Here is a 25,645-nt window from a genome sequence, read left to right on the forward strand (position 1 = left end):
ATTATCTGATTTTTCTGAGAATTATTTTTCTCGACCTTCCTTTACCAAATCCTATTTTTTTACCATTTGCATTAATTAAAACCTTTCCATAATTATTGCTTAAAACCTGAATTTTACTGCCTATAGTAATACCTGTCTTCTCCAATTCTTTTTTTAATAACATTCCGCCTTTAATCATAAAAACTTCATACATTCCCGGACGTGCCTCATCCAAAGTAATATATTCTTCAGTAACATCAACAAAAATACGCTGAGCTTCACTTTTTCTTATCATGATTTTATTATCTTCAATTTTAAATACCATTGGGTCTCCAAATGGTGATTCGTGAACATAAGTTATTTTCTTACCAGGTAATACCCCCATGGCAATAAATCTTTCCTTTATTGAATCTTCAAAATCGAGCCTTACAATTATTCCATCCATTCCTATTATTAAACTGCTTAATGGTATTATCATGGCGAATTCCTCCTAAATAGAATATAAAAACAAAATCAAAAAGTGTTGTGATATTTTTCATTACTATTATACTCTAAATCTGTTAAAAAGAGTCAGAATTAGAGCAAAGGTATTATTACCTATAAAGAATAAAAAATATTTTTTTATCTTTTACCGCAAAAAATCTTTCTTGAAAAAACAAATTCTTTTCTAAATAAAATTTATTTTTACATATTATTATTTTTTATTAACATATAATTTTGCAGCTAACCGATGAGATAATTAAATGACAAAAATTTAATATAACCAGGCATATTATATAACATTTTTATTGATTTTAGATGTAAGTATTTATAATTTTTGTGGTATGATAAAATGGTAAAGATAAAGATAATTACGGAGGAGGAAGTAGTATGAATGTCAGGTCAAAGTATCCAGCTGATATTATGGCAATGGGAGTTTTCTTTTTAGTATTACCATTTTTAATGGTGCCATCATGGGTTTATGAGTATTCAACACAAAAACATCTCGTTTTTGCTCTTTTTTATACTGCTATGTTTTTTGTTTATTTGTTCAAGCTTAATAAAGAAAAATATGAAATTTCTTATTCTCTAAATCACATATATTTCTCGTTATTTGGTCTGGCGTCTGTTTTTTCTTTGATAAACGTATTTATACAAAATAAATATTATTTCAGATATTCTTTTGAAGTAGCTTTATATATCTCAATAATTGTTTTTGTATCCTATATTTTAACAAATAGATTTGGAAAAGACTTCAAATTTATTGAAGATGCGCTGTTTATATTCTTAATAACTGGTTTTATCATTGGAGTAGATGGATTATTAAATAAATTTTTCGGATATGATATATTTTTTGGGAAATATGGTGATCCTTCCCAGAGAATAACCTTAAGAACAACAATAGGAAATCCAAATTTTGTTTCAGACTACATGGGACAAATGATTCCAATAGGAATATATTTTGCATTATCAAAAAACTCTTCTCTTTTAAAAAGAGTCTTTAGTATTATCTCAATATTTGTTATGTTCTGGGTATTATTATTTGCACAAACACGTTCAATTTATTTATCTTTTTTCCTTGGAATGGCAATATTTGCAATATTCTTTTCAATTAGTTTTTTAAAAAATAAAAACGATGAAGATATTAATTATATAAAAAGCAAAAAGTTTTTAATTCCGATGATTTTAATTATTCTTATAATTTCCTTTTTATTAATTATGTTCAATATTCCATCACCATTTAACAAGGGTGGGGAAGTTGTTGCAGCAAAGAGATTCGAAGCAATTACATCGGTATCTTCATGGGATGAAAGAACTTTATCCTGGCTTGCTGCTGTTGAACAGTGGAAAGACCCAAATCATCTATTAAATAGATTTATAGGTGGAGGAATTGTCACTTATCCTGTTTATGCTGTAAGATATATGGCTGATATTCAGGCAAGAAACCCTGAAAAATTTTATTATGCATGGAACAATTTTAAAAGAGCTCATAATGATTACTTACAGGTTTTAGGTGAAACGGGTTTATTTGGTTTTATATCAATAATGTTATTATTATTTGGTTTAATAACTGTTTTCTTTAAAAGAGTTTTTAATATTAAAGACTTCAATAAACTTTTAATGTTCAATTTATTTGCATGGTCACTTACAATTGTAGCAATTCATAGTGCAACTGAATTCCCAATGCATTTACATCCAAATATAATGTCCGCATTGTTTATTATTTCTGTAGCTGTTTCAGAACAGTTTGGAGAAACAAAAAAAGTATCAATTTCTTCTAAAACATTAAAGAGTGTATTTGTTGTATTTTTTATAATTGGAATTCTTGTATCATTTTTAAAAATCAATTCTACAGCGGCAGAAATCTACTTTAAAACCGCCAATGCAGAATATATGAAAATTGATGCTTATCAAAATGTAGTTAAAAACCAAATTCCAAATATAATAAATCAAATTGATACTCAAATAAGTAAATTAAAAAATTATAAAGTATCAAATCCGCTTGAATTACAAAAGATTTCTTCAGAAATACAGAAACTGGAAGATGAAAAGAAAAAATATCTAAATACAAAAAGAGAATATGAAAATAAAGCTTTTGAATCATATAAAAAAGCAAAAGAATATTTCTTAAAATCATTAAAAGCTAATCCAGCATTTGGAAAATCTGGATTTTATCTTGCGCAGTTACTTGCAAAAACGCCATATAGGTTAATGGAAATTGATTATAATAAATTAACTGATTATATGGATATGAAATATCCTGAATATGATTTTATGTTTAAAAAATTCGAAGGCGCATTAGACTTAATGCCGTATTCTTCATCTCAGATTAGATTTACTATAAAAAATCTTTATTTATTACTTAAAGAAAAAACAAACGGAAATCCAGAAGTATTACAGGCACTTGCATATATACAAAGTTTACAGGATGAAATTGATCAATTAAAAAGTAATTATACATCTTTTAATGAAAAAAATGCGTATAGATTAATTTCAAAATTAAATGTTATCATTTTCCAGAATTTAAATAATCTAGAACGATATTTTAATGAAGATAAAAACATTGTTGAAGAGATAGAAAAGTTAAAAAAGCATTACTATACTCAATTTGTGTATTGGTATGATAAAACAATTGAAATACTGCCAGGAGGATGGAATAGATTTCCTGAATGGGAAGATGTATATACCGAATACATGAAAATAATGTTTAACTTTAATGGCTATATAGGTATGGAAAAAACAATAAATAATATTTTAAAAATAGCCGAAAAAGAAGCAAAAGCAGATTATTATATGATGAAAAAAACAAGAGGAATACCTGATAAATCTTTTGCATTTTTTGAAGATCTCTATTTTTATCTAAAGTCAAATGGTAATTCGGAATTGGCAATAAAATTAGCGGAACATGTAACAAAATTTTATTCAGAAGTTTATAATTATAATTTACTATATTTAGAGAGATATCCTGATACACGTTATAAATCCAGAATAGAAAATTTTAAAAGGGTGTATGAATTTTTAAAATGAGATTGGCAATAATTCTTTTAACAATAATTATAGTCATAAATTCAATAACTTTCTATTTCTATTTAAATGTTAGACAGCGTGAAAATCTAAAATCAAAATATAATATTTTTGATGCATATTTAAAAGTAAGATTTTATGATAAATTACTCATGTTTATGAACAATCATTCAGAAATAAAAGAAGTAAAAATAAATAATTTGATTTTTAAACGAGAGGGTAATTATATAGTCGTAGAGGAGGAACAAAAATGAAAAGGGCAATAATCGTAGATTCAGGATGTTCTCCGACACCTGACTGGATTGAAAAATATAATCTGAAATTTATGGGAATGAAGGTATATATTGATGGAAAAGAATATACTGATGGTGTAGATCTTTCAAAAGAAAAATTTTATGATTTAGTAGAAGGTGCTGAAGAAATTCATACCGCTCAACCATCCTTAAAGGAAATAATGAATATTTATGAGTCATTAAAAGAAGAGGGATATGATGAAATTGTTGATATTCATTTTTCATCGAAAATGTCAGGGTTATACAACACTGCTAATATGGCAAAAAATATGCTCAATGATATTAATCTAAAAATTGTTGACACCAAAATGGTTTCAATAGGAGCTTCTCTTGTTGCGAGAAGAATTGTTGAACTCTTAAATGAAGGAAGAGAATTTGAAGAAGTTAACGAATTAATTCCGAAAATTATAGATAATACATTTATGGAATTTTCTGTCCCAACATTAAAATATCTTATTAAAAATGGAAGGATTGGAAAAGCAGCAGGGATGGCAGGAACTTTATTAAAAATAATTCCAGTATTAACTGTTGAAGATGCTGAAATTACTCCGTTAGCTAAGGTTAGAGGTTTAAATAAAGCATATAAAACTATGTCTGAATCATTGTTTGAATTTATAAAAAATAAACCTTATAACATTAAAATATATAAAATACACGGATTTGAAAGCAATAAAGAACAGGAAGAAAAAGTGTTTAACATGTTTATGGACAAATTCCAAACACTTGGCTATGATTACGAACTAATTGAAGGTAGAATATGGCCAACAGTAGCATGTCATAGTGGTCCGGAAGTATTCGGGCTTGCAGTATATGGGGAGGAAAAACCCTTATAATGAATATAGAAGACTTTTTTAACGGTCTCGAAGCTAAATTAAAAGATGCTTTAAAAGAAAAACTAAAATGGGAATATTTATTTAAAGAGTTATATAAATATTCCGCCAATTATATAAACATAATAGAACAGGAGAAGGGCCTAAAAGAAAAAATAGGCTCTTTTCTTGGTTATTATAAACCTATAGCTAATCTTTCAGATGAAAGGCGTATAAAAAGAGCTTTAAATGGTTTAGAACTAATAGAAAAATTGAAATATGAATATCTAATTGATTCACCAGAAAAACCATATAAAGATATGCCATTAGCTACAGATATTAAATTTATCAAAGGTGTCGGCAATAAACGTGCAAAAATATTAAGAGAATTTGGTATTAATTCAATTGAAGATACATTTTATTTTTTCCCGAGAGATTATGAAGATAGAAGAGAAATTAAACGTATTATTGATTGTTATCATGGTCAAAATTGTCTTGTTGTTGGTAATATAGTAAATTTTGAAGAAAAAAATATAGGAAGTTTAAGAATATTATCATATGCTCTTGAAGATAAAGATGGGAGTGTTTTAATTCTTACATGGTTTAACCAGGATTATATAAAAAAATTTATTCAAGTTGGATTAAAGGTTGCAGCCTATGGAACAGTTGAAGTGGAGTTTGGCAGGAAAACCATTAAAAATCCTGATTTTCAGATAATAACTTCTGAACAAGAAGTTCAAACTGGAATTCTTCCAGTATATCCTTTAAAAAGAGGTATATACCAAAACAATATGAGAAACATTTTTTCAGAAACAATTCCCTATGTAAATTATAAAGAAGAATTTATTCCTGAAGAAATCAAAAATAAATATAAATTAATAAGTTTATCCAGGCGAATAAAAGGGATACATTTTCCAAAGAGTTTTTTTCATTATGAAAAAGCCAAAGAAGCTTTAAAATATGAAGAGATTTTTTTATTTGAATTTTCAGTATTAATGAAAAAAAGATTAATTAAAGAAAAAATAGGTATATCTAAAAAAAATGAAGGGAAATTAATTGAAGAATTTAAAAAGATATTATCTTTTAAATTGACTAATGCTCAAAATAAGGTTTTTAATGAAATAAGAAAAGATATGGATTCCAAAGAACCTATGAACAGACTATTACAAGGAGATGTTGGTTCAGGAAAAACTGTAGTTTCAGAAATGGCATTATTATACAATTATGAAAGTGGTTTTCAGGGAGCAGTGATGGTACCAACCTCTGTACTCGCTAAACAACAATTTTTAAAAATTAAAAAACATATGGAGAATTTTGGGATTAACGTGGAATTATTATTGGGTGAAACAAAAAATTCTGAGAAAAAAATTATTAAAGAAAAATTAAAAAATGGTGAAATAGATATTTTGATAGGAACACATGCATTAATTCAGGAAGATGTAGAATTTAAAAACCTTGGTCTTGTTGTAATTGACGAACAACATCGTTTTGGAGTAAAACAGCGTTTAAGCTTAATAAATAAAGGGGTAATGCCTGATATCTTATTTATGACAGCTACCCCAATTCCCCGAACGCTCGCCATGACATTGTATGGAGATCTTGATGTTTCAATAATTGATGAAATGCCATCTGGAAGGAAGAAAGTTAAAACAGTTTATGCAACAGAAGAAAAAATAAATGAAATATATAAATTTATAGAAGATGAATTAAAACAAAAACACCAGGTTTTCTTTATATATCCGCTAATTGAAGAATCTGAAGCAATAGATTTAAAAGCCGCAACGGAAATGTATGAAGTATTAAATAAAAGATTTAAAAAATATGGTGTTGAACTATTACATGGTAAAATGAAATCACAGGAAAAAAACGATATTATGGAACGATTTTCCAAAAAAGAATTCTTAATCCTTGTTTCTACAACAGTTGTGGAAGTTGGTGTTGATATTCCAGATGCTACCGTAATTGTTATAGAACATGCAGAACGTTTTGGTCTATCACAATTGCATCAATTAAGAGGAAGAGTTGGAAGAAGCAATAAGCAGGCTTACTGTTTCCTTGTTGTTAGCAAAAAAACAACTTCTGAAACACGAGAACGCTTAAGAAAATTTGCTCAAACAACAAATGGATTTGAAGTTTCAGAAATGGATCTGCAATGGAGAGGGCCTGGAAAATTCTTTGGCACTGAGCAGCATGGATTACCAGATTTTAAATTTCCTGATATATTAAGCAATCCAGAACTTATAAACACAGCAAGAAAAGATGCTAATGAAATATTGTCCAAAGATCCCGATTTAATAAAATATCCTGCATTAAGAGAAGAAATATATAAACGATATGGGAAAAAATTAAAAATGTTAGAAGCGTAGGTGAAAAAGATATGTTATCAATAGAAAGTGGAAGTTTAAGAGGAAAAAAAGTAATGACTGTTAATGATAAAAGAACACGTTATACACCGGCAAATGTAAGAAGAGCTATATTTAATTTTGTTGATGTGGAAGATATGAAATCTCTTGAAATATTCGGAGGTTCAGGAATAGTTACTTTCGAATTTTTAAGTTCAGGAGCCACAGATGCAACTATTATTGAAGCATCTAAAAAAGCCTGTTCTACTATATTAAAAAATGCAAGGAATTTAGGAGTTAAAGACAAAATAAATTTAATATGTTCTGATTTTAGAAATGCTATTGCAAAATTAACAGAAAAATACGATATAATATTTATGGATCCACCTTTTCAAATGGGACTTGCAGATGAAGCAATGAAAAAAATTAGTGAAAACTCTAATATATATGATGAAGATACTTTAATCATAGTTGAACATTCAAAAAGAGAAGAAATTTCAGAAAAATATGGTGAACTTGCAGTATATAAGGTGTATAATTATGGTGATATAAAACTAACATTATTTACAATGGGGGGAAAATGATGATTATTGAAAAGTATCATATTACTAATGTAATGGAACATATAGTTGAAGAAATAACCAATGAAATGTTTGCGATGCCAAATATCGATATGTGTATATGCGACAGATGTAGAGCCGATGTTATTGCACTGGCATTAAACCATCTGCATCCAAAATATGTAGTCACTGAAAAAGGTAGATTATATTCAGAATTGCAAAATTACACATTCCAGACAAGAGCGGAAGTATTAACAGAAGTATTAAAAGCCATGGAAAAGGTAAAAGAACATCCTTCACACCCTAAAGAAGAATCTATATATAGAAATGAAGAAAATATAGATCTTGACGAACTTGAAAAGCATTTTGAAAATATAAGTAATAACAAAAAAAATAAATAATTAAAAATACGCAGAAAAAATCATACCTAAAATAGACTCATTCTGGGAAATGATTGTATTTCCCAATTTCATCATTATTAATTGATTTTCTAAAGAACGAATTTTTTCTTCTAATTCAGATTTTATAATTGGATCAGTTTCACTTTGTGCATAATTTTTCAAACGTTTTATTAACATTTCCATTTCCAGGAGTTTTTTATCCTTATTTTTTGTAGGATTTAAAGAATTTTTTTCATCTTTATCACTTTCGGGATTTAATGGATTGGAATTATCCGGATTTAACGTATCATCAGATTTTTTATAAGCAACTTTTACTTCTGTTTTTCCAGCAACAGCAGCCAGAAAGGCACCTCGCTTTTCCATATCAAGCGAGATTTTGCTATAAATTATATACCCGCCGTTTTTTGCGGCTTCTGCTTTAAAACGTACTAAATTTGAAGTTTCTTGGGAAAGAACACGTAAAATACTCAATGATGCAGGTGCTCCCGTTGAAAGACCAGGTTCTCCGGGATCAAGTTTATATCCAAGAATTGGATTTACAGCATCAGGATTTATTCGCATATTTTCAACTCCTAAGTTGAAAACTCTAATACTTTAGAATAAACATATACTTAAAAAGTTCAAATAAAGAGAGATGGGAAGATGGACAAAATAATTGATGAATTGAAGAAAAATTCACAGATAATTAAATTTAACTCTTATAATGTGTTTTTCTCATATATTGAGAAAACGCTAAATAATTATATAGATAAGTATGTAAATTCAGAAATTTTTGGAATTTATGATATTTACATAATTTTTATTATTGAAACTCATGAAAAAATAAAAGTTATAATAAAATCTGCAAATTCGGATATAGATATCAATAAATTAAAGAAATACTATAAAATAGATATGTTATCCCATAATATGATTTCATTTGAAAGCTCAATAAAATCACCGGATATTCTTTTGAAAGAAATCTTAAATAACATAGATAATATCTGTATTCCAAAAATTAGAGCACAAGACATTATGTCTTCACCTGTAAGAACAGTATTATCAGAAGAACCAATAGAAAAGATATATAAACTTATGATACAAACTGGACATAGCGGATTTCCAATTATTGAAAAAAATGAATTAATTGGAATTGTTACCAAAAAAGATGTTGAAAAAGCTATAAACCATGGTCTTGAAAAAGAGCCTATAAAAAAAATAATGTCAAAAAAGATAATTTCCGTTTCACCTGAAACCTCTATTGAAAAAATTAGAGAAATAATGGCGGAAAATGGAATAGGAAGAATTCTTGTTTTAAATAAAGAGAATCTTCTTATAGGAATAATTACAAGAAGCGATTTAATAAAAGGGAAATTTTTTCACAAATCACCTGCAAAAATAATAATTGACTATACCAATACTCTTCATAAAAAAAATATTTTAAAAAAGATGTTAGAGATTATAGAACCAAAATATCTAAATCTTTTAAGATTACTCGGAATATATGGAGCAGAACTTAACTTTCCAGTATATGTAGTTGGAGGTTTTGTAAGAGATTTATTATTGGGAAAAAAGAATTACGATATTGATATAGTTATTGAAGGTGATGGATTAAAGTATGCAAAATACGTATCTAAATACCTTAGAACAACATTTGTTGAACATAAAGAGTTCCATACAGGTTCATTATTCTTTAAAGATGGATTTAGAATAGATATTGCAACTGCACGTGTTGAATATTATGAAAAACCTGCTGATTTACCAAAAGTTGAAATAAGTACAATAAAAAAAGATCTTTACAGGCGTGACTTTTCAATAAATGCAATGGCTATAAAATTAAATCCAGAAGAATTTGGTGTATTATTTGATTTCTTTGGATGTCAAAATGATTTAGAAAATGGCATAATAAGGATTTTATATAATTTAAGTTTTATTGAAGATCCAACAAGGATTTTAAGAGCAATACGTTTTGAAAGAAGATTTAATTTTAAAATAGAAGAAAGAACACTTGAATTAATGAAAGAAGCTATAAACAATAATTATATTGAAAAAGTTACCGGAATGCGTTTGAGAGAAGAATTAGAAAAAATATTATCTGAAAAAAATGTAATAGATTCTATTATTGAAATGGGAGAATTATCAATATTTGATCATTTATTCTGGCATTCAAAATATAAAAAAGAAAAAGTAGAACGCTTTAAAAAAATACTTAAATTTAAAAAATGGTTTGAAAATAAATGTAATATAAAAAATAAGAAAATTAAGGATTTCCATATATTCTTATATAGCTATTTAGCCTGCGAAAATGGAGAGGCGGCGATATATGCAACTGAAAGATATGGGTTGCCAAAGAAATTTATAAATAACCTGAACAGATTAAACATCATAATAGAAAAGTTTAAAACTTTGCCATTTAAATGGAAAAATTCGGATTTTTATAATATTTTAGGAGATATAGATGATGAATTGAAGATTGTGATTTCTGGTTTTTTAACCAGTAAGGAAATGGAGGAAAAATATATAAAATATCTTAAGGCCATTTCAAATTTAGAATTAAAAATTACAGGAAAAGATATCATAAAAAAAGGTATTTCAGGAAAAAAAGTCGGAGAAATATTAGAATATATAAAAATCAAAAAACTTGATGGTGAAATTCAAGATGAAAAAGAATTTTTGGAACGTTTGGTGATATCAAATGAATGAATATAAAATATACATGAGTATATCAGCTTTTATCATTATCGTTTCACTGATTTTAGCTGTTAAAATACTTCAAAACTCAGCAGATTTAATATATATTGCTTCATCTCAAAAAATTCCAGTGGAAATTACAAATAATGGAACAAAAACTGTTTTTATAAACGATGAAATCTTAAAACCTGGAAATACAAAAAACCTAATAATAGGGAAAAATGAAAAATTTATTATTAAAGACAATTATGGAATAATTACTGTAAAAACTTACGATAAAATATATAAAATTAAACTCAAAAAATTTGAGGTGGTGGTCGAAGATGGGAAAAATTAAAGATATTGATAGAGTTAATTATGTCATACACTTCTTTTCAGCTGGTAATACCGATTACTGGTTATATACTGAGGGAGTATATAATGAACTTGTAAAACATTTTGGAGAAATAGATTATATTTCAGATGAAATTGACTTTCAAAAATATACATATTATTACAATATGGAAATGGGGCAAAACGTTAAAATAAAGGCGCGAATGATAAGTTTTAAAAACCTATATTCGCCTGGATTTCTTGCAGAAGCTAAAACAATAACAAATGATATAGAAAAAAAATATTCTGTTGATGGAAAAAGAAAGGTAAATCTTGATATTGGTTATGTTCATCATATGCAATTTGTTTTAGCGAGTACTAAACCATGGGGTAATAGAATATATTTATCCAAAGGAATTTATGCCGAAATAACCTTAATGTATGTATATGAACAATGGAAGGCTTTTGACCATTCTTATCAAAATTTTAAAGATAAAGAATACCAGGAAGAATTAACAAAAATAAGAAATCTATATCTTGAAAAAAGAAAAAAATGGCTGGCAGGGAAGATTAGATGAAGAAAATAGTATTAATATTTTTTATAGCAATCTTAAATACTATATTATTTAGTTCCGCAAAATTACTTTTTCCTGGAACAATCGAATATTATTATCAAAAATCGTTAAACATGTATGCCGGTATTCAATATACCGGTTTTCCTTTATTATACAAAAATGATTCAGAATACAAATCTTCAATTTTATTTAAAATACCCCTGGGTTACGAAAAAAGATTAGAAAATACAGTAATATTTGATGGTGGAGGATATTCTACCCTTGAAAAAGATGAAATATTTTTTAGTAATATGTATAAAGAATATTATTCATGGTTGGATTTTGGCTTTGAATTTTATCATAATAAAAATTTATATGCACAATTTATTGTTGATTTTAAAGAAGGAAATTCGCCTTACTTTAAATATAAAAGCATGAACATTTATGATATATACAAAGATGCATCAATCTTAACTCGAACAACTCTAGACACACCATCTCTTAGTTATCTCAGTTTAAACGAAAAAAAATGGAGCATGGTACTTGGACGTACTCCTATATCATTAGGCCCTTTAAAAAACTCACTTTTAATATCAGATGCATCTAAATACTATGAAAATATAAATTTTAAGATTAAATTAGCTGATTTTACATATAATTCCATATTAATTTCAATGCAGCCAATGATGACAAAAACGGAATATGAAAAACAATTTTCAACAGATGCAACACTTGCATTTAAAGAAGTATGGGTAAACAGAATAGATTATGAAAGTTACGCAATAAACATAGGACTTTCAACCTTAGGATTATATGGTGGAGAAATTCCATCTACACCATTTGATGTAAAAAATGCTTTAGCAGGTATTGACATTCAATATCAAAAAATGCCTTTTAGATTGTACTTTCAAGATGCATATAATCCTATAAAACAAAAAAATAGTTACGGATATGGTGTGGAAATATTATTAAAACCTTTAAAAGAACTATTTATTTCAGGACAATACGAATATTATTCTGTAGATGCTGGAATATACGAAGACGATATTCCATATAATAGATTATACAACCGTTCACTTGAAATAATAAATGACCCGGGAGCAAGATATTTTTATGATTATCCCCTTGGATTTAAATATGATGAAAATTCAAAAGCAACTTCCATTTCAGGATATATTTCTTCAAAAAACTGGTTGTTATACTATGAAAATGAATTTGGGATATCTTTTGGTGAAGAATTTAAAGTACAAAAAATAAAAGGGATAATAAACATACCTTTAATTGAAAATCTTGAATTTAAATATATTAATATGGAATACGGCGATGAAAGATACAATATATATTCAATATTTACAACAATACCACTTAAATTAAAGTAATAGAGGTGTGTTATGAAAAAAACAGTTATTTTGATACTATTTATAGTATTATCAGCAATACAACTATTTGCTTTTTCATTTGAAAACGATAATGAATATAAAATTTACACAATCGAGAAAACTATATCTGGTGAGACACTTCCAACAGCAATTTCACCTTATCCTATTGAATATACCAAAAATATTTCCTTGTATTTTCCTTTTTTACGAAAAAATACAGGTTATGAATTATATGATCTTTTTTCATACAGAGCAAATAATTATGGTATACTTTTTGAAATAACTCCTGAAAACAATTTAAACTTTGAATATTACTTTGGAAAAAAGATAAACAGTTTCTGGTTTATCGCTGGAAAGTATAAAACAGATTGGTCTTTGTTGGAACATGGCGTGTTTTTTTCAGACGCACTTCCATATGTAAATGGAATTACAGGTGGTTTCACAACAGACTTTTTATTAGGTGAAATGGGAATATATTTTGGCGCATATTCATTTAATGCATATCTTACAGATGAGGAATTAGCAATACAAAAAATGAATGTAGATGGAAATTCCGATAGAAGATCAATAGGTATAGGATATTATGATCCATACAAGTCTCTCTTAATTCATAGATTGGATATTAAACCTATAAAACAATTAAGAATTTCCCTCAATGAATTAAATTTAATTGGTGGTAAATTCCCTGATTTAGTCGATTTAAATTTTATGAATATTTTACATAATACATATGGCGAAGGATATTCAAATGCTCTTTTTGGATTAGATGGAGAAATTGTTCCTTTTAAAGGAATAAAGTTATATGGCGAATTTGCCATGGATGACTATGTTGTACCTTTAACTGAAGCTGGTGCTGAATCATATAAACCAACAGCATTTGCATGGGGATACGGAAGCTCTATAAATGGAAAATATAAAAACACATATTTTATTTTAAAAGGTGAAAAATATAAAATATACTCCTGGATGTATAATAGATGGCAGGAACTATTAAAATTTACCGGACGATATATTGACGGAAATAAAATATACGATATACCAATGGGATATGATTATGGCAACGATATAGAAAGCTATCTCATTTCATTAGAATTTATAAATAAATTTGGCAATTTAAAGGTATTATATGAGCACATAATTAAAGGCGAAATAGATTTAAACACATCATATTTTAATACTGAATTAAAGGGAAATACCGAAACATGGCCAGGACCATATGGTGAAACAACTGAATTCAACTACACAACATTACAATTAAAATTCAAAAATTTAGAAATCAATACAACATTTGATAAATTTGAATTAATCAAATATACAGTAAAAATATCATATGAATTCTAAAATCAAATGCAATAAATCATCTAAATATATTAAAGGAGTGAAAAAATGAAGGTTGGACTAATATTTGGAACGAGACCAGAAGCAATAAAGATGGCACCGGTATATCATTCATTAAAAGAACATAATATAGACGCAAAAGTTATTGCAACTGCACAGCATAGAGAAATGCTGGATCAGGTTTTAGAACTATTCAATATAAAACCTGATTACGATTTAAATGTAATGACACATCGCCAAACATTGCCGGAATTAACAGCAAATCTCGTAAAAAAAATAGATGATATCTTAAAAAAGGAAAAATTTGATTATATACTCGTTCAGGGAGATACAACTTCAACATTTATAGGTGCTTTAATCTCATTTTATTATAAAATTCCTGTTGGACATGTGGAAGCAGGATTAAGAACAAACAATAAATATAACCCTTTTCCGGAAGAAATGAATAGAAGATTAACTGGAGTATTAAGCACTTTACATTTTCCTCCAACACAAAATGCAAAAGAAAATCTATTAAAAGATGGAATAAACGAAAAAGATATATTTATAACAGGAAATACGGTTATTGATGCATTGTTATGGGTTATAGATAAAAATAAAGAAAAAATAGAAAAAATAAAGGAAAAATACGGATTAAACGATAAAAGATACATACTAATGACAATGCATAGAAGAGAAAATTGGGGAGAACCAATGAAAAATGTAATGGAAACAGTTAAAGAGTTCCTTGAAATAAATCCAGATATATATTTAGTATTTCCAGTACATTTAAATCCTGCAGTAAGAGAAGTTGTTTATCCAATATTAGAAAATATAAAAAATGCAATCTTAATAGATCCTGTTGAATATCTTGAATTTACAGCTTTAATGACAGGAGCTGATTTTATTATGACCGATTCCGGTGGTATCCAGGAAGAAGCTCCAGCTTTAGGAAAACCAACATTAGTTTTAAGAAAAACAACAGAAAGACCTGAAGCAATAGAAGCCGGGACAGCAAAACTCATAGGAACTGAAAAAGAAACAGTAAAAGAATATATAAATAAATTGGCATTTGATAAAGATTTCTATAATAAAATGTCTCATGCAAAAAATCCTTTTGGTGATGGAAAGGCATCTTTAAGAATTTCAAAAATTTTACTTGGTGAAGATATAGAAGAATTTAATATATAACAATAACATCCTCCCTTTTGGAGGATGTTATTGTTATTCCTTGAAAAATTATTTTTTAATTTTTTAAATTCAAAAAAAATAATCTTAAATTTTTCTATAGGTTTTTATAAAATCTTTTTCTATTTCGAAAATCTTTTTTAATAATTCTTTGTAATTATTATTTAGAGATATAAGAAGTTTTCTTTTACCTATTCTTTTTAATTCAATTATATTCTTTTCATAAAAGAAATCAATAACTTTTTTCAAACTACCAGCACCACTATTTATTTTTCTTCTTAAGTCGTTAAAATAAATTTCATCAGTTTCTACAAGAGTTCTTAAAACTTTTATTTTTATTTTACTGTTAAAGATAAATTCTAACATATTTAGCCTCCTGTAAACTTTCAGGATTTAAAAAGAATTTTAAGTTTGAATATAAATAATTATACAAAAAATTTATATAAATGTCAAATTTATAGATATAATAAAATAGAAATTTGGTAAATTATAGTATTTAATAAAATATATTTAAGCTATTGATTTTAATTATTAAATACTAAAATTCGATAAAACTAAAAACTACATAAAATAAAAAATTTTATGATAATGTATTTTTTTACAAAATATTAAAGAAAGTTATTGAAGAAAATCTACATGAAGGTGTTAAAATAGGATAAAAGAAATTATATTTAAACGGGAGGAATCGGTTTATGAAAGAAAAATATTGTTCGTTTTGTGGAAGGCCAGCAAGCAAAGTTGATACATTAATCGCTGGACCTGGTGTGTATATATGTAATGAATGTATAGAATTATTTGCTGATTTAATAGAAGAACAGGAAGCAAAAAATATCGAGGGAGAAAATGCAGGCGAAAAAAAGGAATTACCTACACCTGCTGAAATAAAGGCAGAGTTAGATAAATATGTAATTGGACAGGAATATGCTAAAAAAACACTTGCTGTTGCCGTTTATAATCATTATAAAAGAGTTTTCTACGGCAATAAACACGATGATGTTGAAATTGAAAAGTCAAATGTATTATTAATAGGACCAACTGGTACTGGTAAAACATTAATGGCAAGAACCTTAGCTAAAATTCTTGGTGTTCCATTTGCAATTGCTGATGCAACACCTTTAACAGAAGCTGGTTATGTTGGTGAAGATGTTGAAAATATTATTTTAAGACTTTTACAGGCTGCTAATTTTGATACTAAAAAGGCTCAAATGGGTATTATATACATTGATGAAATTGATAAAATTACAAGAAAATCACCTAATCCTTCAATTACAAGAGATGTTTCAGGTGAAGGTGTTCAACAGGCATTATTAAAAATTGTAGAAGGAACTATTGCAAATGTTCCTCCTCAAGGTGGAAGAAAACATCCATATCAAGAATTTATTAAAATAGACACTTCTAATATATTATTTATTGCTGGTGGTGCATTTGATGGACTTGATGATATTATTAAACAAAGAATTCTTACAACTACAATGGGTTTTGGTACTGAAATAAAGTCTAAAAAAGATTTAAAACTTGGAGAAATATTAAAGAATGTAACTCAAGATGATTTAGTACATTATGGTTTAATCCCAGAATTTGTTGGAAGATTTCCTGTAGTTTCTACATTAAGCGACTTAAGTGAAGAAGATTTAGTAAAAATTATGAAAGAACCCAAAAATGCATTGTTAAAACAATACCAGAAAATGCTTGAATTAGATGGCGTTGAATTGGAAGTTACTGATGGTGCATTATATGAACTTGCTAAAGAAGCATTAAAACGAGGAACCGGTGCAAGAGCTTTAAAAAGCGTATTTGAAGAAGTAATGCTTGATATAATGTTTGAAGTTCCTGGAAGAAAAGGCATTATAGAAAAAATTATTATTGATGAAGATGTTGTTAAGAAAAAGAAAGAACCTGTTATGATTGAGCGGGAGAGTGCATAATGAAGGAAGAACCTATTATATTTTCTATTGAAACATCCTGTGATGAAACAGCTGTTGCAATTTTAAAGGGAAGAAATACAGTACTTTCTAACCTTGTTGTTTCACAAATTGATATACATAAGATATTTGGTGGTGTTGTTCCGGAAATTGCAGCAAGAAAACATCTGAATTATTTAAATCAATTAACTAATAAGGCTTTTGAAGAAGCTAATATAAAACCTGAAGAAATTTCTGCTATTGCAGTTACATATGGCCCCGGATTAGTCGGGGCTTTGCTTATTGGTTTAAATTTTGCAAAAGGGTTGGCTTTAAATTTAAATAAACCATTAATTGGAGTTAATCATTTGTACGGGCATATTTATGCCAATTTTATTGCCTTCGATGATTTAGAACCGCCATTTCTCGTTTTGCTTGTTTCTGGTGGTCATACTATGATACTTCATGCGAAAGATTATTTGCATTTTGAAATTATTGGTCAAACTATAGATGATGCAGCAGGCGAAGCTTTTGATAAGGTTGCTCGATTGTTGAATCTTGGATACCCTGGCGGTCCTAAAATTGATAAATTAGCTCAAAATGGAAAACCTATTTATGATTTTCCAAAACCGTTGTATCATAAAGGATATGATTTTAGCTTTAGCGGATTAAAAACTGCACTATTATATTTTACTAAGAAAAATGATAATTATAAGATTGAAGATGTGGCGGCTTCATTCCAAAAGGCTTTAATAGATACATTGATTCACAAAACTATGAAGGCAGCTAAAGATTTAAAGGTTGATAAAATAATTATTGCAGGTGGTGTTGCTGCAAATTCATATTTAAGAAAAAGAATAGAAGACGAAAAAGCTAAAAGAAAAAATATGAAAATCTATTTCCCGCCGTTAAATTTATGTACTGATAATGCGCTTATGATTGCACGTGCGGGATATGAAAAATTTATTAGAAATAGTTTTGCCGATTTATCTCTTGATGCAGTTCCAAATTTGGGGTTGAGAGATATATGATAGAAGGTAAAATTGGATTGGCACCAATGGCAGATTATACAGATTATGCATATAGAGAAATATGCAGGAAGAATGGTGCAGAATTTACTTTTACTGAAATGATTAGTGTAGAAGCATTAATTAGAGATAAAAAAGAAAGTTTTTCAATGTTGCCAAAAGAAAATGAAAAAGATATTGGTATTCAATTATTTGGTTCTAATATAGAAAGTTTTATAAAAGCTGCAAAATTAGTTGAAAATAAAGGAAATTGGATTGACATAAATGCCGGTTGCCCTGTTAAAAAAGTAATAAAAAAAGGAGCAGGTTCGGCTTTATTAAAGGATTTAGATAAGTTGGGAAATATTATTAAAGCATTAAAGGAAAATGTTGAAATTCCAGTGGGAGTAAAAATCAGATTGGGTTTTGATGAGGATATTGCAGAAAAGATAATCGAAGTTGTTCAAAAGAATAATGCTAATTATGTTATTGTCCATGCCAGAACTCAAAAACAATTATATTCTGGAGAGGCGAATTGGAAAAGGTTTAGAGATTTAAAAAAAATTTGTGATATTCCTTTAGGAGCAAGTGGAGATATTTATTCATATGAAGATGCGCAAATTTTAATGAGTGAATATAATGTAGATTTTGTAATTGTTGCTCGTGGAAGTATGGGCAATCCATGGATTTTCTCAAATAGAAAGCCAGAATTTGAAGAATTTAAATTAACAATTTTAGAACATATTAAAATGATGATAGATGATTATGGTGAAGAAAAAGCAATTAGAAGATTTAAAAAGATTTTTATTGCTTACACAAAAGGTTTAAAAAATGCCAGGGAAATAAGAAAACAAATTCCATATATTAACACATATAACGATTTAGAAAAAATTGTTTATGCATTAGAAAAATAATACCCTTTTTAAGGGTATTATTTTTTTGGGATAATGAAATCTAAAATTATTTTATCTTCGTTAATTTGAACATTTGATTTAATATGATAATTTTCAAATATACCAAATGGTATTTTAAAAAGCTCCTTAATCTTTTCTTCGCTTATTGACATATTAATTGGGTATGCTGTAATTATCACTTTTATCTCACGTAAACTTATTTTTTCGTGTGAAATTTCAAAAGAAATGTTTTTATCTGTTTTTAAATCTTTTAATATTGTTAGGAAAATACTGAAAAAGGCATTTGAAATAATTTCTTTCTGAAAGTATATTTTAGTATGAAAAATATTCAATATTTTAAAATCAATATCAGGTAAAAATATTTTTATACGTTTTCCAATATCTTCAAGTAAATCATAGATATCCACAAGTTCTATTTTTTTATCTTTAAAGAATTTAGATTTATATTTATCAGATGCACTTTGTAATCTTTTAACAGTTTCTTTTATATTTTCTGCTAATCGTGGATCTTTGTCTTTTAACATAAAAGCTATCATATTTAATGAGGTTAAGGTGCTATTTACCTCTTGAAGCAATTCCCAGGATACAAAATTCATCATTAAAATTTCTTTGGAATTTTCAGAATATACATCTATGGTTTTTGTAATTTCTTCAAGATGTTTTAATAATAATATACTTTTAAAGAATTCTTCTATTTTTTCAACATACTCAATATCATAATTTTCACCATATACTATCTCAAGCACCTTGTCTCCAAATCTTATCCCCTTTCCAGTATATTGTGAATCATGAAAAACAAATGTAATTTTTGCATTCAATTCTTTTTTTACCGCACTTAAAACCTTTCCTAAAAATTCAAATGTATTTTTTGAGTTAGAATATGAATCTATCATAATTTTTAATGCAATAATAAATCTATTAAACTTTCTACGTTCCTTATTTATTTCTTCTAAAAGAACAATATTATATATAGTAGGAATTAAAAAAACTTCCTGCTCTTTTATAATTTCAATATCTTTATTGATAAAAGACGAATTTTTTCTATTTAAATTTAAAAAACCTATTAATTTATCTTTGAAATACATTGGAAAAATAATAGATGATTTTATTTCCTCTCGTTTTTTACCTTTTAAATCAGGAAATTCTGATAAATCTTCAAGAATAACAGGCTTCTTCATTCTGGAAACAAGTCTGTCAATTTCACCAACAGAGATTTTTTCAATTTCAATGGTAAGATTTTTTTCAGCCTTGTATATAATATTTTCATTTTCATCAAGAACAAGAATAGAGCCAGAATCAGCTCTTACTTTTTTTATTATTAAATCAAAAATTTTACTAATATATTCATTAAACTCCGAAAAAGTTAGATTAGATATAAAGGACATAATATATAGCCCTCATAAACCCAAAGATTTTTTCCATCTTTTCACACGAGTAAGATTTTCCTTAACTAATTTTAATATCAGTTCTGGCTCAAACGGCTTCTCAACGAAATCAGTTGCACCAAGAGTTAGTGCATGCAAAACATAATCCGGACTTGAATAAGCAGTCATCATAATTACAGTAGTTAATGGTGACATTTTCTTTATTCTTCTTAAAACCTCTATTCCATCTAAATCCTCCATTATTATATCCAATAATACAACATCATATTCTGTATGCTTAAGTAATTCTATAGCTTCGCTTCCTTTTTCTACATCGTTAACTTCAATATTTTTTGAAGTTAGTAATTCTCTTAAAAATTCTCTAATTACTTTATCATCATCAACAACTAGAACCTTTCCCATAATTTCATCCTCCAATCAAAAAATTTCTCCATGATAAGTATACCATAAAAATTCAAATCTGGAATTTTTTTATCAATTAAATTTATACATTATATATTTTAATATATATTATATATTCATAGATAAAATTTATTTATTAAAAATTAAAAATAATCAATTTCATTTTTCTTATACATCAAATATTTATATTATACAATAGATAAATTATTATATATTCAATAATAAATTATATAATGCAATATACATTAATACGACCAATAGAAAAATCAAAAACAAACAAAGACCACAAATACAATGTAATAATTATTATATATTGTATAAACTATATATATTATATAAAAAAGTACTAAAAAAATATTTCATCTAGAAAAAATAGATAATGTCTCATACTCAAATATTTGTATTTTTATAGGTATATTTAATAGAAAAATAGCGATTTTTAGCTTTATTAAAGACTTTCTCTTAACTTCGGTAAATTTTGATTTACCGAAGTTAAGTGGAAAAATATAATTTTACCAGGTATCAAAATTTATGATTTTTAAAAATTAGCGATTTTAAAGGCAATAAAAAAATCGGATGATTAATTTATCATCCGATTTCAAACAAAGGTCTTATATCGCGAAATTCTTTTTAAGGAAATTTTTCTTGAGTTTTACTATAAAATTAATAAAATTCATTGATTTATTTTAGATCGATTTTCAAAATTAACAGCTATATCTCTTAATTTTTTATATAAATCATTTTTCTTTAATAAATTTTCATGAGCATCAAATGAGGTTATCTTACTGTTTTCTATTACCGCTATTAAATCACAAATATCTATGATATTAAATTTATGAGAAATTATAATTGCTGATTTATCTTTTAAATGTTCATTTAATATATCCAGCAGTTCTTTTTCATTAATTGCATCCAGGTTGGTAAGCGGTTCATCAAGGATTACATATTTTTTATTTGAATACATAATTCTGGCTAATTGAATTCTATGTTTTTCACCACCAGAAATAAATTCACCATTGCTCCCTAACTTTCTATTTTCTAAATGTTTTAATTTTAATTTTTCGACTATTTCTTCATATCTTTTTTTATTCCATTCTCGACCTAAAATTATATTTTCCTTTAGTGATTTATTAAATATTTTTACATTTTGTTCATAATAATCCAATTCGTTAAATATTTCTTCATGAGTTAAATTCCTTATGTCTTTTCTATTTAAGTATATTTCTCCTTCATATTCTTTTTCAAATCCTAATAAGATGTTTATCAGTGTTGATTTTCCTTCTCCAGATAAACCAACTATTCCTATTATTTTATTTTTAGGGAATACAATATTTATATTTTTCAATATTTTTCTTCCATTTATTTTGTAGTTTACATTTTTTAATGTGTAAAAATTATCTTCAGATAATAACTCCATATATTTTTTATCTTTTCCTTTGTTTTCTTTTGTTTTACTATAAAATTTATTTATTTCATTAATAGTTACATCACCTTCTAAAAATGCTTTAGAGAAGTATCTAAAGAATTCAAATGGTTGTTTTATATAAGAATAATAAGTCAATAATACCCATATCTGACCTATTTCCATATTTCCTTTTAAAACCAGATATGCAGAATAAACTATAATAAACACTTTTGTAAATGCTTCCGGAATTTCAGAAAGCAAAATATTCAATTTCACTCTTATATATTCTGATTTTAAAAAATAATCTGTTGTAATTTTATTCTTTTCCTGATATTCTCTTGAAAGTTTTTTAACGAAATTTCCGGAAAGTACCTGTATGATATTATTAAACGATTCATTTAGAAAGGAATTTATTTTCCTTACTTCATTCATTCCTTTTTCTATATATGGTCTTGTCAATTTATTCATGTTTTTTGAAAACAAATAAACTGCCACACCATTTAATAAAAATACTATAAATATTATTTTGCTCCATAAAAATACTATTCCCATAATAAATATCATTCGTACTGTAAGTAAAATATTTTGGATAAACGAATAATCAAGTACTGCAAATGCGTTATTTAATTGTTCTCTAATTAATGTAGAATAATATGCTGCACCATTTCTGTTAAATTCTTTTATAGGTATACTAAAAGTTTTTTCAAATATATAGTTTCTCATTTCATCTGCTGCTTTGTATTTATTGTACAAATATATTTTATTTCCTATATAATCTAATATTATATTTAATGCAAATAATCCTATTAAAAGATATATATTATTTATATTTAGCGTTTGATTTGACAGATTATCGATTATTTTACCTATAATAACGGGCGTATATATATTTATGATTATTGGAAAGGAAAGAATTAGACCTCCAATAAGAGTTAAAATCAATCTTTTCCTGCTAATACATCTATAAAAATTTATTATTTCTTTTATCTTTTTCATGTATTCCACTCCTTAATCTCTGTATTGTATTAATTAAGTTATACATTTTTTATTTTTCACAAAGTTTTTAGTGTATCTTTGGCGCTTTATAACACTTTTGACTATCAATTTATATCTCTAATATCTTTTTATCAAGAAAAAAACTCATCACTGAGCTTTTTAAGAAAACAAAGAACTTTAAGGAATTTGTTTTTAATTATTTTAAGCTCAGTGATGAGGAAATGAAAGTTTTTGATGTGTTTTTAAGAAATTGTGTTCGATACGATATTAAATGGTCCATTACTCCTTATCCAAAAAGCAAGATTCGCGATTTTGCAATTAAATATGGTCTTGGTCAAAAAAGAATTGCTTTAGGATATTACTCATTTGAAGATGATGAAAGGTTTTTGATTGATGGGATTATTGAGGGGTTTTTAATTAAAACCTCATACTGATTCTTTCACAATTTTCTTTACCTGGTTAAAAGTTTTATAATTTTTGGGACTATCCAAAATACTGTGTAAATTAATTATAGTTGGTTATAAGAGATTATTTGTGTTTAGGAATAAATATGATGTTTATTCTTAATAATTCAAGAAAATTCAATACTTTGTGAAATCAAAATATTAGAGTTATAATTTTTAATGAGATATTAAAAATTGTTTGAATAATTTTTTTAATAATCTTTTTGTTTTTTAAGAAGCTAATTTTTGAGTTTTCACTCCTTTTGCACAATTTAGTGCAATCTTTTAAGAAATATTCACTTTTCAAAGTTTAATATATACAGAATTTTGAATTTTCTTTTTAATCGTTTGTTCTGTAAATAGGCACTCTATCATCTCCAAAATATATTCTTAACTCATTTAATATTTGTCCCCAATCCCTAATTCTTGTAGTCCATTTTTCCGTTATTCTCATTGCTGCAAAATATATTGCTTTTATCAATGAGTCATCTGTTGGAAATACGCTTTTGTTTTTGGTTATTTTTCTAAATTGTCTATGAACATTTTCTATTGGATTGGTTGTGTATATCAGCCTTCTTATTGGTTCTGAATATTTAAAATAGGCTGATAATTTATCCCAATTATTTTTCCATATTTGTACTGCCAAGGGGTGAGTTTCGCCCCATTTTTTTTCGAAATCTTCAAGTGCAGCTTCAGCAGCTTCAAGACTTGGAGCTTGATATATAGGTTTTAAATCCTTAACAACAGCTTTTCTATGCTTATGAGGGACATATTTAAATGTATTTCTCAATTGATGGACAATACACATTTGAACTTCAGCATTAGGGAAAGCGGTATGGATTGCATCAACAAAACCATTTAACCCATCAACAGAAGCGATTAAAATATCTTTAACACCTCTGGCTTTTAAATCATTCAAGACATTCATCCAGAATCTTGAGGATTCAGTTTTTTCTATGTATATACCAAGGATATCCTTATATCCATCAAGATTAATACCTATGACGTTATATATAGCCTTTCTTTTAACAACACCATCTTCTTTTACTGAATAAAATGAAGCGTCCAGATATACAATAGCATATATCTCTTCCAAAGGTCTATTTCTCCAATCATTTATTAAAGGCATTACAGAATTAGTAATCATACTGATTTTCTCTGGAGAAACTTCCACATCATATATTTCTTTAATATGGTCTCTAATATCCCTGACACTTAATCCTTTTGAATATAGCGATAATACCAAATCCTCAATAACAGAAATATGTCTTTGTCTCTTTTAACAATTTGTGGTTCAAATTCTCCATTCCTATCCCTTGGAACTGTTAATTCCATCTCACCATTTTTAGTTATTACAGTTTTTTTAGAATAACCATTTCGATAATTATCGTTATCCTCAGGTTTTCTGGAATACTTTTCATATCCAAGTTCATAATCCATTTCTGCTTTCAACATTTCTTCAAGCATTATTTTTACAAGCTTTTTGCTTATATCCTCAACATCATTCCAATCCTTAATTCCATTTTCTTTTATATATTGTTTTATGAAATTCCTATCCACATTGCCAAGAATCTGTTCATTTTCCTCTTTTCTTTTTCTCGGCATTACTATCCCCCCATGTAACCTTTTTTTCAAAATCCCCTTTCTCTTTCACCACACTACTGGGCTTCCTTTTTTCACATATTCATTCTTTTTATTTTTCTATTTTTTTATTTACACACTTTTTATTATACTACCATCATTTATAATAATGTTTCCTGAAGTTGGTTTCAATAATTTTAAAATCTGTCTTATTAATGTTGTTTTTCCTGCTCCATTTGGACCAATTTATCCAATAATTTCATTTGTTTTTAAACTAAAATTTATATTATTATTTGCTCTTAC

The 25,645-nt window shown here is 26.9% G+C and carries 23 protein-coding genes and 1 pseudogene; 16 read left to right on the top strand and 8 right to left on the bottom strand.

Translation table 11 applies throughout. The annotated features are described in order from the left end of the window. Window position 1 precedes the first annotated feature (1 nt). Window positions 2-457, bottom strand: coding sequence for a FeoA family protein (locus MARPI_RS00940; RefSeq protein ID WP_014295714.1), 456 nt, complete (start codon window positions 455-457; stop codon window positions 2-4). A 392-nt stretch (window positions 458-849) separates the two neighbouring features. Between MARPI_RS00940 and MARPI_RS00945 the strand changes: the two genes are divergently transcribed. The 6 genes from MARPI_RS00945 to MARPI_RS00970 are packed head-to-tail and all read left to right on the top strand — an operon-like array spanning window position 850 to window position 7,888. After that, a complete protein-coding gene (locus MARPI_RS00945) occupies window positions 850-3,486 on the top strand; it encodes an O-antigen ligase family protein (protein ID WP_014295715.1) in 2,637 nt (878 codons plus the stop codon). Next, complete coding sequence (locus MARPI_RS00950; protein WP_014295716.1) at window positions 3,483-3,737, top strand: hypothetical protein; 255 nt, start codon at window positions 3,483-3,485, stop codon at window positions 3,735-3,737. Before MARPI_RS00945 ends, MARPI_RS00950 begins: the two co-directional genes overlap by 4 nt. After that, a complete protein-coding gene (locus MARPI_RS00955) occupies window positions 3,734-4,609 on the top strand; it encodes a DegV family protein (RefSeq protein ID WP_014295717.1) in 876 nt (291 codons plus the stop codon). Before MARPI_RS00950 ends, MARPI_RS00955 begins: the two co-directional genes overlap by 4 nt. After that, entirely contained in the window at window positions 4,609-6,951 is a 2,343-nt protein-coding gene (recG, locus tag MARPI_RS00960) for an ATP-dependent DNA helicase RecG (RefSeq protein ID WP_014295718.1), read from the top strand. Before MARPI_RS00955 ends, recG begins: the two co-directional genes overlap by 1 nt. 11 nt (window positions 6,952-6,962) lie before the next feature. Next, window positions 6,963-7,511 carry a 16S rRNA (guanine(966)-N(2))-methyltransferase RsmD gene (gene rsmD / locus MARPI_RS00965; protein ID WP_014295719.1) on the top strand — a complete coding sequence of 183 codons (549 nt, stop codon included), beginning with the start codon at window positions 6,963-6,965 and terminating at the stop codon, window positions 7,509-7,511. Then, entirely contained in the window at window positions 7,511-7,888 is a 378-nt protein-coding gene (locus MARPI_RS00970) for a late competence development ComFB family protein (RefSeq protein WP_014295720.1), read from the top strand. Before rsmD ends, MARPI_RS00970 begins: the two co-directional genes overlap by 1 nt. Here MARPI_RS00970 and MARPI_RS11040 read toward each other — a convergent pair whose 3' ends face one another. Continuing rightward, on the bottom strand, window positions 7,889-8,449 hold the full coding sequence (locus MARPI_RS11040) for a hypothetical protein (protein ID WP_014295721.1): 561 nt from the start codon (window positions 8,447-8,449) through the stop codon (window positions 7,889-7,891). 81 nt (window positions 8,450-8,530) lie between these two features. On the opposite strand from MARPI_RS11040, the gene MARPI_RS00980 reads away from it, so the two are divergent. Genes MARPI_RS00980 through wecB form a run of 6 tightly spaced genes read left to right on the top strand, consistent with a single transcriptional unit; the run spans window position 8,531 to window position 15,311 of the window. After that, window positions 8,531-10,570 (top strand): CBS domain-containing protein, encoded by a 2,040-nt coding sequence (locus tag MARPI_RS00980; RefSeq protein WP_014295722.1) that lies wholly within the window; start codon window positions 8,531-8,533, stop codon window positions 10,568-10,570. Further along, on the top strand, window positions 10,563-10,895 hold the full coding sequence (locus tag MARPI_RS00985) for a hypothetical protein (RefSeq protein WP_014295723.1): 333 nt from the start codon (window positions 10,563-10,565) through the stop codon (window positions 10,893-10,895). The genes MARPI_RS00980 and MARPI_RS00985 overlap by 8 nt, the downstream gene beginning before the upstream one ends. Beyond that, complete coding sequence (locus MARPI_RS00990) at window positions 10,882-11,448, top strand: DUF4416 family protein (protein WP_014295724.1); 567 nt, start codon at window positions 10,882-10,884, stop codon at window positions 11,446-11,448. The genes MARPI_RS00985 and MARPI_RS00990 overlap by 14 nt, the downstream gene beginning before the upstream one ends. Further along, window positions 11,445-12,803 (top strand): hypothetical protein, encoded by a 1,359-nt coding sequence (locus MARPI_RS00995; protein ID WP_014295725.1) that lies wholly within the window; start codon window positions 11,445-11,447, stop codon window positions 12,801-12,803. Before MARPI_RS00990 ends, MARPI_RS00995 begins: the two co-directional genes overlap by 4 nt. Window positions 12,804-12,815: 12 nt before the next feature. Next, a complete protein-coding gene (locus MARPI_RS01000) occupies window positions 12,816-14,144 on the top strand; it encodes a hypothetical protein (protein ID WP_014295726.1) in 1,329 nt (442 codons plus the stop codon). 45 nt (window positions 14,145-14,189) lie between these two features. After that, a complete protein-coding gene (gene wecB / locus MARPI_RS01005) occupies window positions 14,190-15,311 on the top strand; it encodes a non-hydrolyzing UDP-N-acetylglucosamine 2-epimerase (protein ID WP_014295727.1) in 1,122 nt (373 codons plus the stop codon). Window positions 15,312-15,395: 84 nt separating this feature from the next. Here wecB and MARPI_RS01010 read toward each other — a convergent pair whose 3' ends face one another. Next, entirely contained in the window at window positions 15,396-15,674 is a 279-nt protein-coding gene (locus tag MARPI_RS01010; protein ID WP_014295728.1) for a hypothetical protein, read from the bottom strand. 326 nt (window positions 15,675-16,000) lie between these two features. Here MARPI_RS01010 and clpX point away from each other — a divergent pair, with 326 nt between their 5' ends. Genes clpX through MARPI_RS01025 form a run of 3 tightly spaced genes read left to right on the top strand, consistent with a single transcriptional unit; the run spans window position 16,001 to window position 19,130 of the window. After that, the gene (clpX, locus tag MARPI_RS01015; protein WP_014295729.1) at window positions 16,001-17,233 is read left to right on the top strand and encodes an ATP-dependent Clp protease ATP-binding subunit ClpX; all 1,233 of its coding nucleotides are present in this window, start codon (window positions 16,001-16,003) and stop codon (window positions 17,231-17,233) included. Beyond that, the gene (tsaD, locus tag MARPI_RS01020) at window positions 17,233-18,240 is read left to right on the top strand and encodes a tRNA (adenosine(37)-N6)-threonylcarbamoyltransferase complex transferase subunit TsaD (protein ID WP_014295730.1); all 1,008 of its coding nucleotides are present in this window, start codon (window positions 17,233-17,235) and stop codon (window positions 18,238-18,240) included. The genes clpX and tsaD overlap by 1 nt, the downstream gene beginning before the upstream one ends. Continuing rightward, entirely contained in the window at window positions 18,237-19,130 is an 894-nt protein-coding gene (locus tag MARPI_RS01025; protein WP_014295731.1) for a tRNA dihydrouridine synthase, read from the top strand. The genes tsaD and MARPI_RS01025 overlap by 4 nt, the downstream gene beginning before the upstream one ends. 17 nt (window positions 19,131-19,147) lie before the next feature. Here MARPI_RS01025 and MARPI_RS01030 read toward each other — a convergent pair whose 3' ends face one another. From MARPI_RS01030 to MARPI_RS01040, 3 genes are all read right to left on the bottom strand, one after another. Next, a complete protein-coding gene (locus MARPI_RS01030; RefSeq protein WP_014295732.1) occupies window positions 19,148-20,515 on the bottom strand; it encodes a GAF domain-containing protein in 1,368 nt (455 codons plus the stop codon). Window positions 20,516-20,527: 12 nt separating this feature from the next. Beyond that, window positions 20,528-20,917, bottom strand: a complete 390-nt coding sequence (locus MARPI_RS01035) for a response regulator (protein ID WP_014295733.1) — start codon at window positions 20,915-20,917, stop codon at window positions 20,528-20,530. 673 nt (window positions 20,918-21,590) lie between these two features. Beyond that, window positions 21,591-23,318, bottom strand: coding sequence for an ATP-binding cassette domain-containing protein (locus MARPI_RS01040; RefSeq protein WP_014295734.1), 1,728 nt, complete (start codon window positions 23,316-23,318; stop codon window positions 21,591-21,593). 221 nt (window positions 23,319-23,539) lie between these two features. Between MARPI_RS01040 and MARPI_RS01045 the strand changes: the two genes are divergently transcribed. Next, a complete protein-coding gene (locus MARPI_RS01045) occupies window positions 23,540-23,752 on the top strand; it encodes a hypothetical protein (protein WP_041638416.1) in 213 nt (70 codons plus the stop codon). Window positions 23,753-24,101: 349 nt separating this feature from the next. Here MARPI_RS01045 and MARPI_RS01050 read toward each other — a convergent pair. Together MARPI_RS01050 and MARPI_RS11375 are read right to left on the bottom strand one after the other, a co-directional pair. Next, window positions 24,102-25,366, bottom strand: a pseudogene (locus tag MARPI_RS01050) (IS256 family transposase). A 108-nt stretch (window positions 25,367-25,474) separates the two neighbouring features. Then, the gene (locus MARPI_RS11375) at window positions 25,475-25,588 is read right to left on the bottom strand and encodes an ATP-binding cassette domain-containing protein (RefSeq protein ID WP_083825949.1); all 114 of its coding nucleotides are present in this window, start codon (window positions 25,586-25,588) and stop codon (window positions 25,475-25,477) included. Window positions 25,589-25,645: the final 57 nt, after the last annotated feature.

It is taken from the genome of Marinitoga piezophila KA3 (genome assembly GCF_000255135.1).
Classification (GTDB): Bacteria; Thermotogota; Thermotogae; order Petrotogales; family Petrotogaceae; genus Marinitoga; species Marinitoga piezophila.

Coding starts and splice junctions, on each gene's coding strand:
- MARPI_RS11040 (WP_014295721.1), bottom strand. CDS start 8,449: ATGCGAATAAATCCTGATGCTGTAAATCCAATTCTTGGATATAAACTT.
- clpX (WP_014295729.1), top strand. CDS start 16,001: ATGAAAGAAAAATATTGTTCGTTTTGTGGAAGGCCAGCAAGCAAAGTT.
- rsmD (WP_014295719.1), top strand. CDS start 6,963: ATGTTATCAATAGAAAGTGGAAGTTTAAGAGGAAAAAAAGTAATGACT.
- MARPI_RS01025 (WP_014295731.1), top strand. CDS start 18,237: ATGATAGAAGGTAAAATTGGATTGGCACCAATGGCAGATTATACAGAT.
- MARPI_RS00945 (WP_014295715.1), top strand. CDS start 850: ATGAATGTCAGGTCAAAGTATCCAGCTGATATTATGGCAATGGGAGTT.
- MARPI_RS01010 (WP_014295728.1), bottom strand. CDS start 15,674: ATGTTAGAATTTATCTTTAACAGTAAAATAAAAATAAAAGTTTTAAGA.
- MARPI_RS00980 (WP_014295722.1), top strand. CDS start 8,531: ATGGACAAAATAATTGATGAATTGAAGAAAAATTCACAGATAATTAAA.
- MARPI_RS00995 (WP_014295725.1), top strand. CDS start 11,445: ATGAAGAAAATAGTATTAATATTTTTTATAGCAATCTTAAATACTATA.
- tsaD (WP_014295730.1), top strand. CDS start 17,233: ATGAAGGAAGAACCTATTATATTTTCTATTGAAACATCCTGTGATGAA.
- MARPI_RS01030 (WP_014295732.1), bottom strand. CDS start 20,515: ATGTCCTTTATATCTAATCTAACTTTTTCGGAGTTTAATGAATATATT.
- MARPI_RS01045 (WP_041638416.1), top strand. CDS start 23,540: ATGAAAGTTTTTGATGTGTTTTTAAGAAATTGTGTTCGATACGATATT.
- MARPI_RS00985 (WP_014295723.1), top strand. CDS start 10,563: ATGAATGAATATAAAATATACATGAGTATATCAGCTTTTATCATTATC.
- recG (WP_014295718.1), top strand. CDS start 4,609: ATGAATATAGAAGACTTTTTTAACGGTCTCGAAGCTAAATTAAAAGAT.
- MARPI_RS00940 (WP_014295714.1), bottom strand. CDS start 457: ATGATAATACCATTAAGCAGTTTAATAATAGGAATGGATGGAATAATT.
- MARPI_RS00950 (WP_014295716.1), top strand. CDS start 3,483: ATGAGATTGGCAATAATTCTTTTAACAATAATTATAGTCATAAATTCA.
- MARPI_RS01040 (WP_014295734.1), bottom strand. CDS start 23,318: ATGAAAAAGATAAAAGAAATAATAAATTTTTATAGATGTATTAGCAGG.
- MARPI_RS01035 (WP_014295733.1), bottom strand. CDS start 20,917: ATGGGAAAGGTTCTAGTTGTTGATGATGATAAAGTAATTAGAGAATTT.
- MARPI_RS00955 (WP_014295717.1), top strand. CDS start 3,734: ATGAAAAGGGCAATAATCGTAGATTCAGGATGTTCTCCGACACCTGAC.
- MARPI_RS00990 (WP_014295724.1), top strand. CDS start 10,882: ATGGGAAAAATTAAAGATATTGATAGAGTTAATTATGTCATACACTTC.
- wecB (WP_014295727.1), top strand. CDS start 14,190: ATGAAGGTTGGACTAATATTTGGAACGAGACCAGAAGCAATAAAGATG.
- MARPI_RS00970 (WP_014295720.1), top strand. CDS start 7,511: ATGATTATTGAAAAGTATCATATTACTAATGTAATGGAACATATAGTT.
- MARPI_RS01000 (WP_014295726.1), top strand. CDS start 12,816: ATGAAAAAAACAGTTATTTTGATACTATTTATAGTATTATCAGCAATA.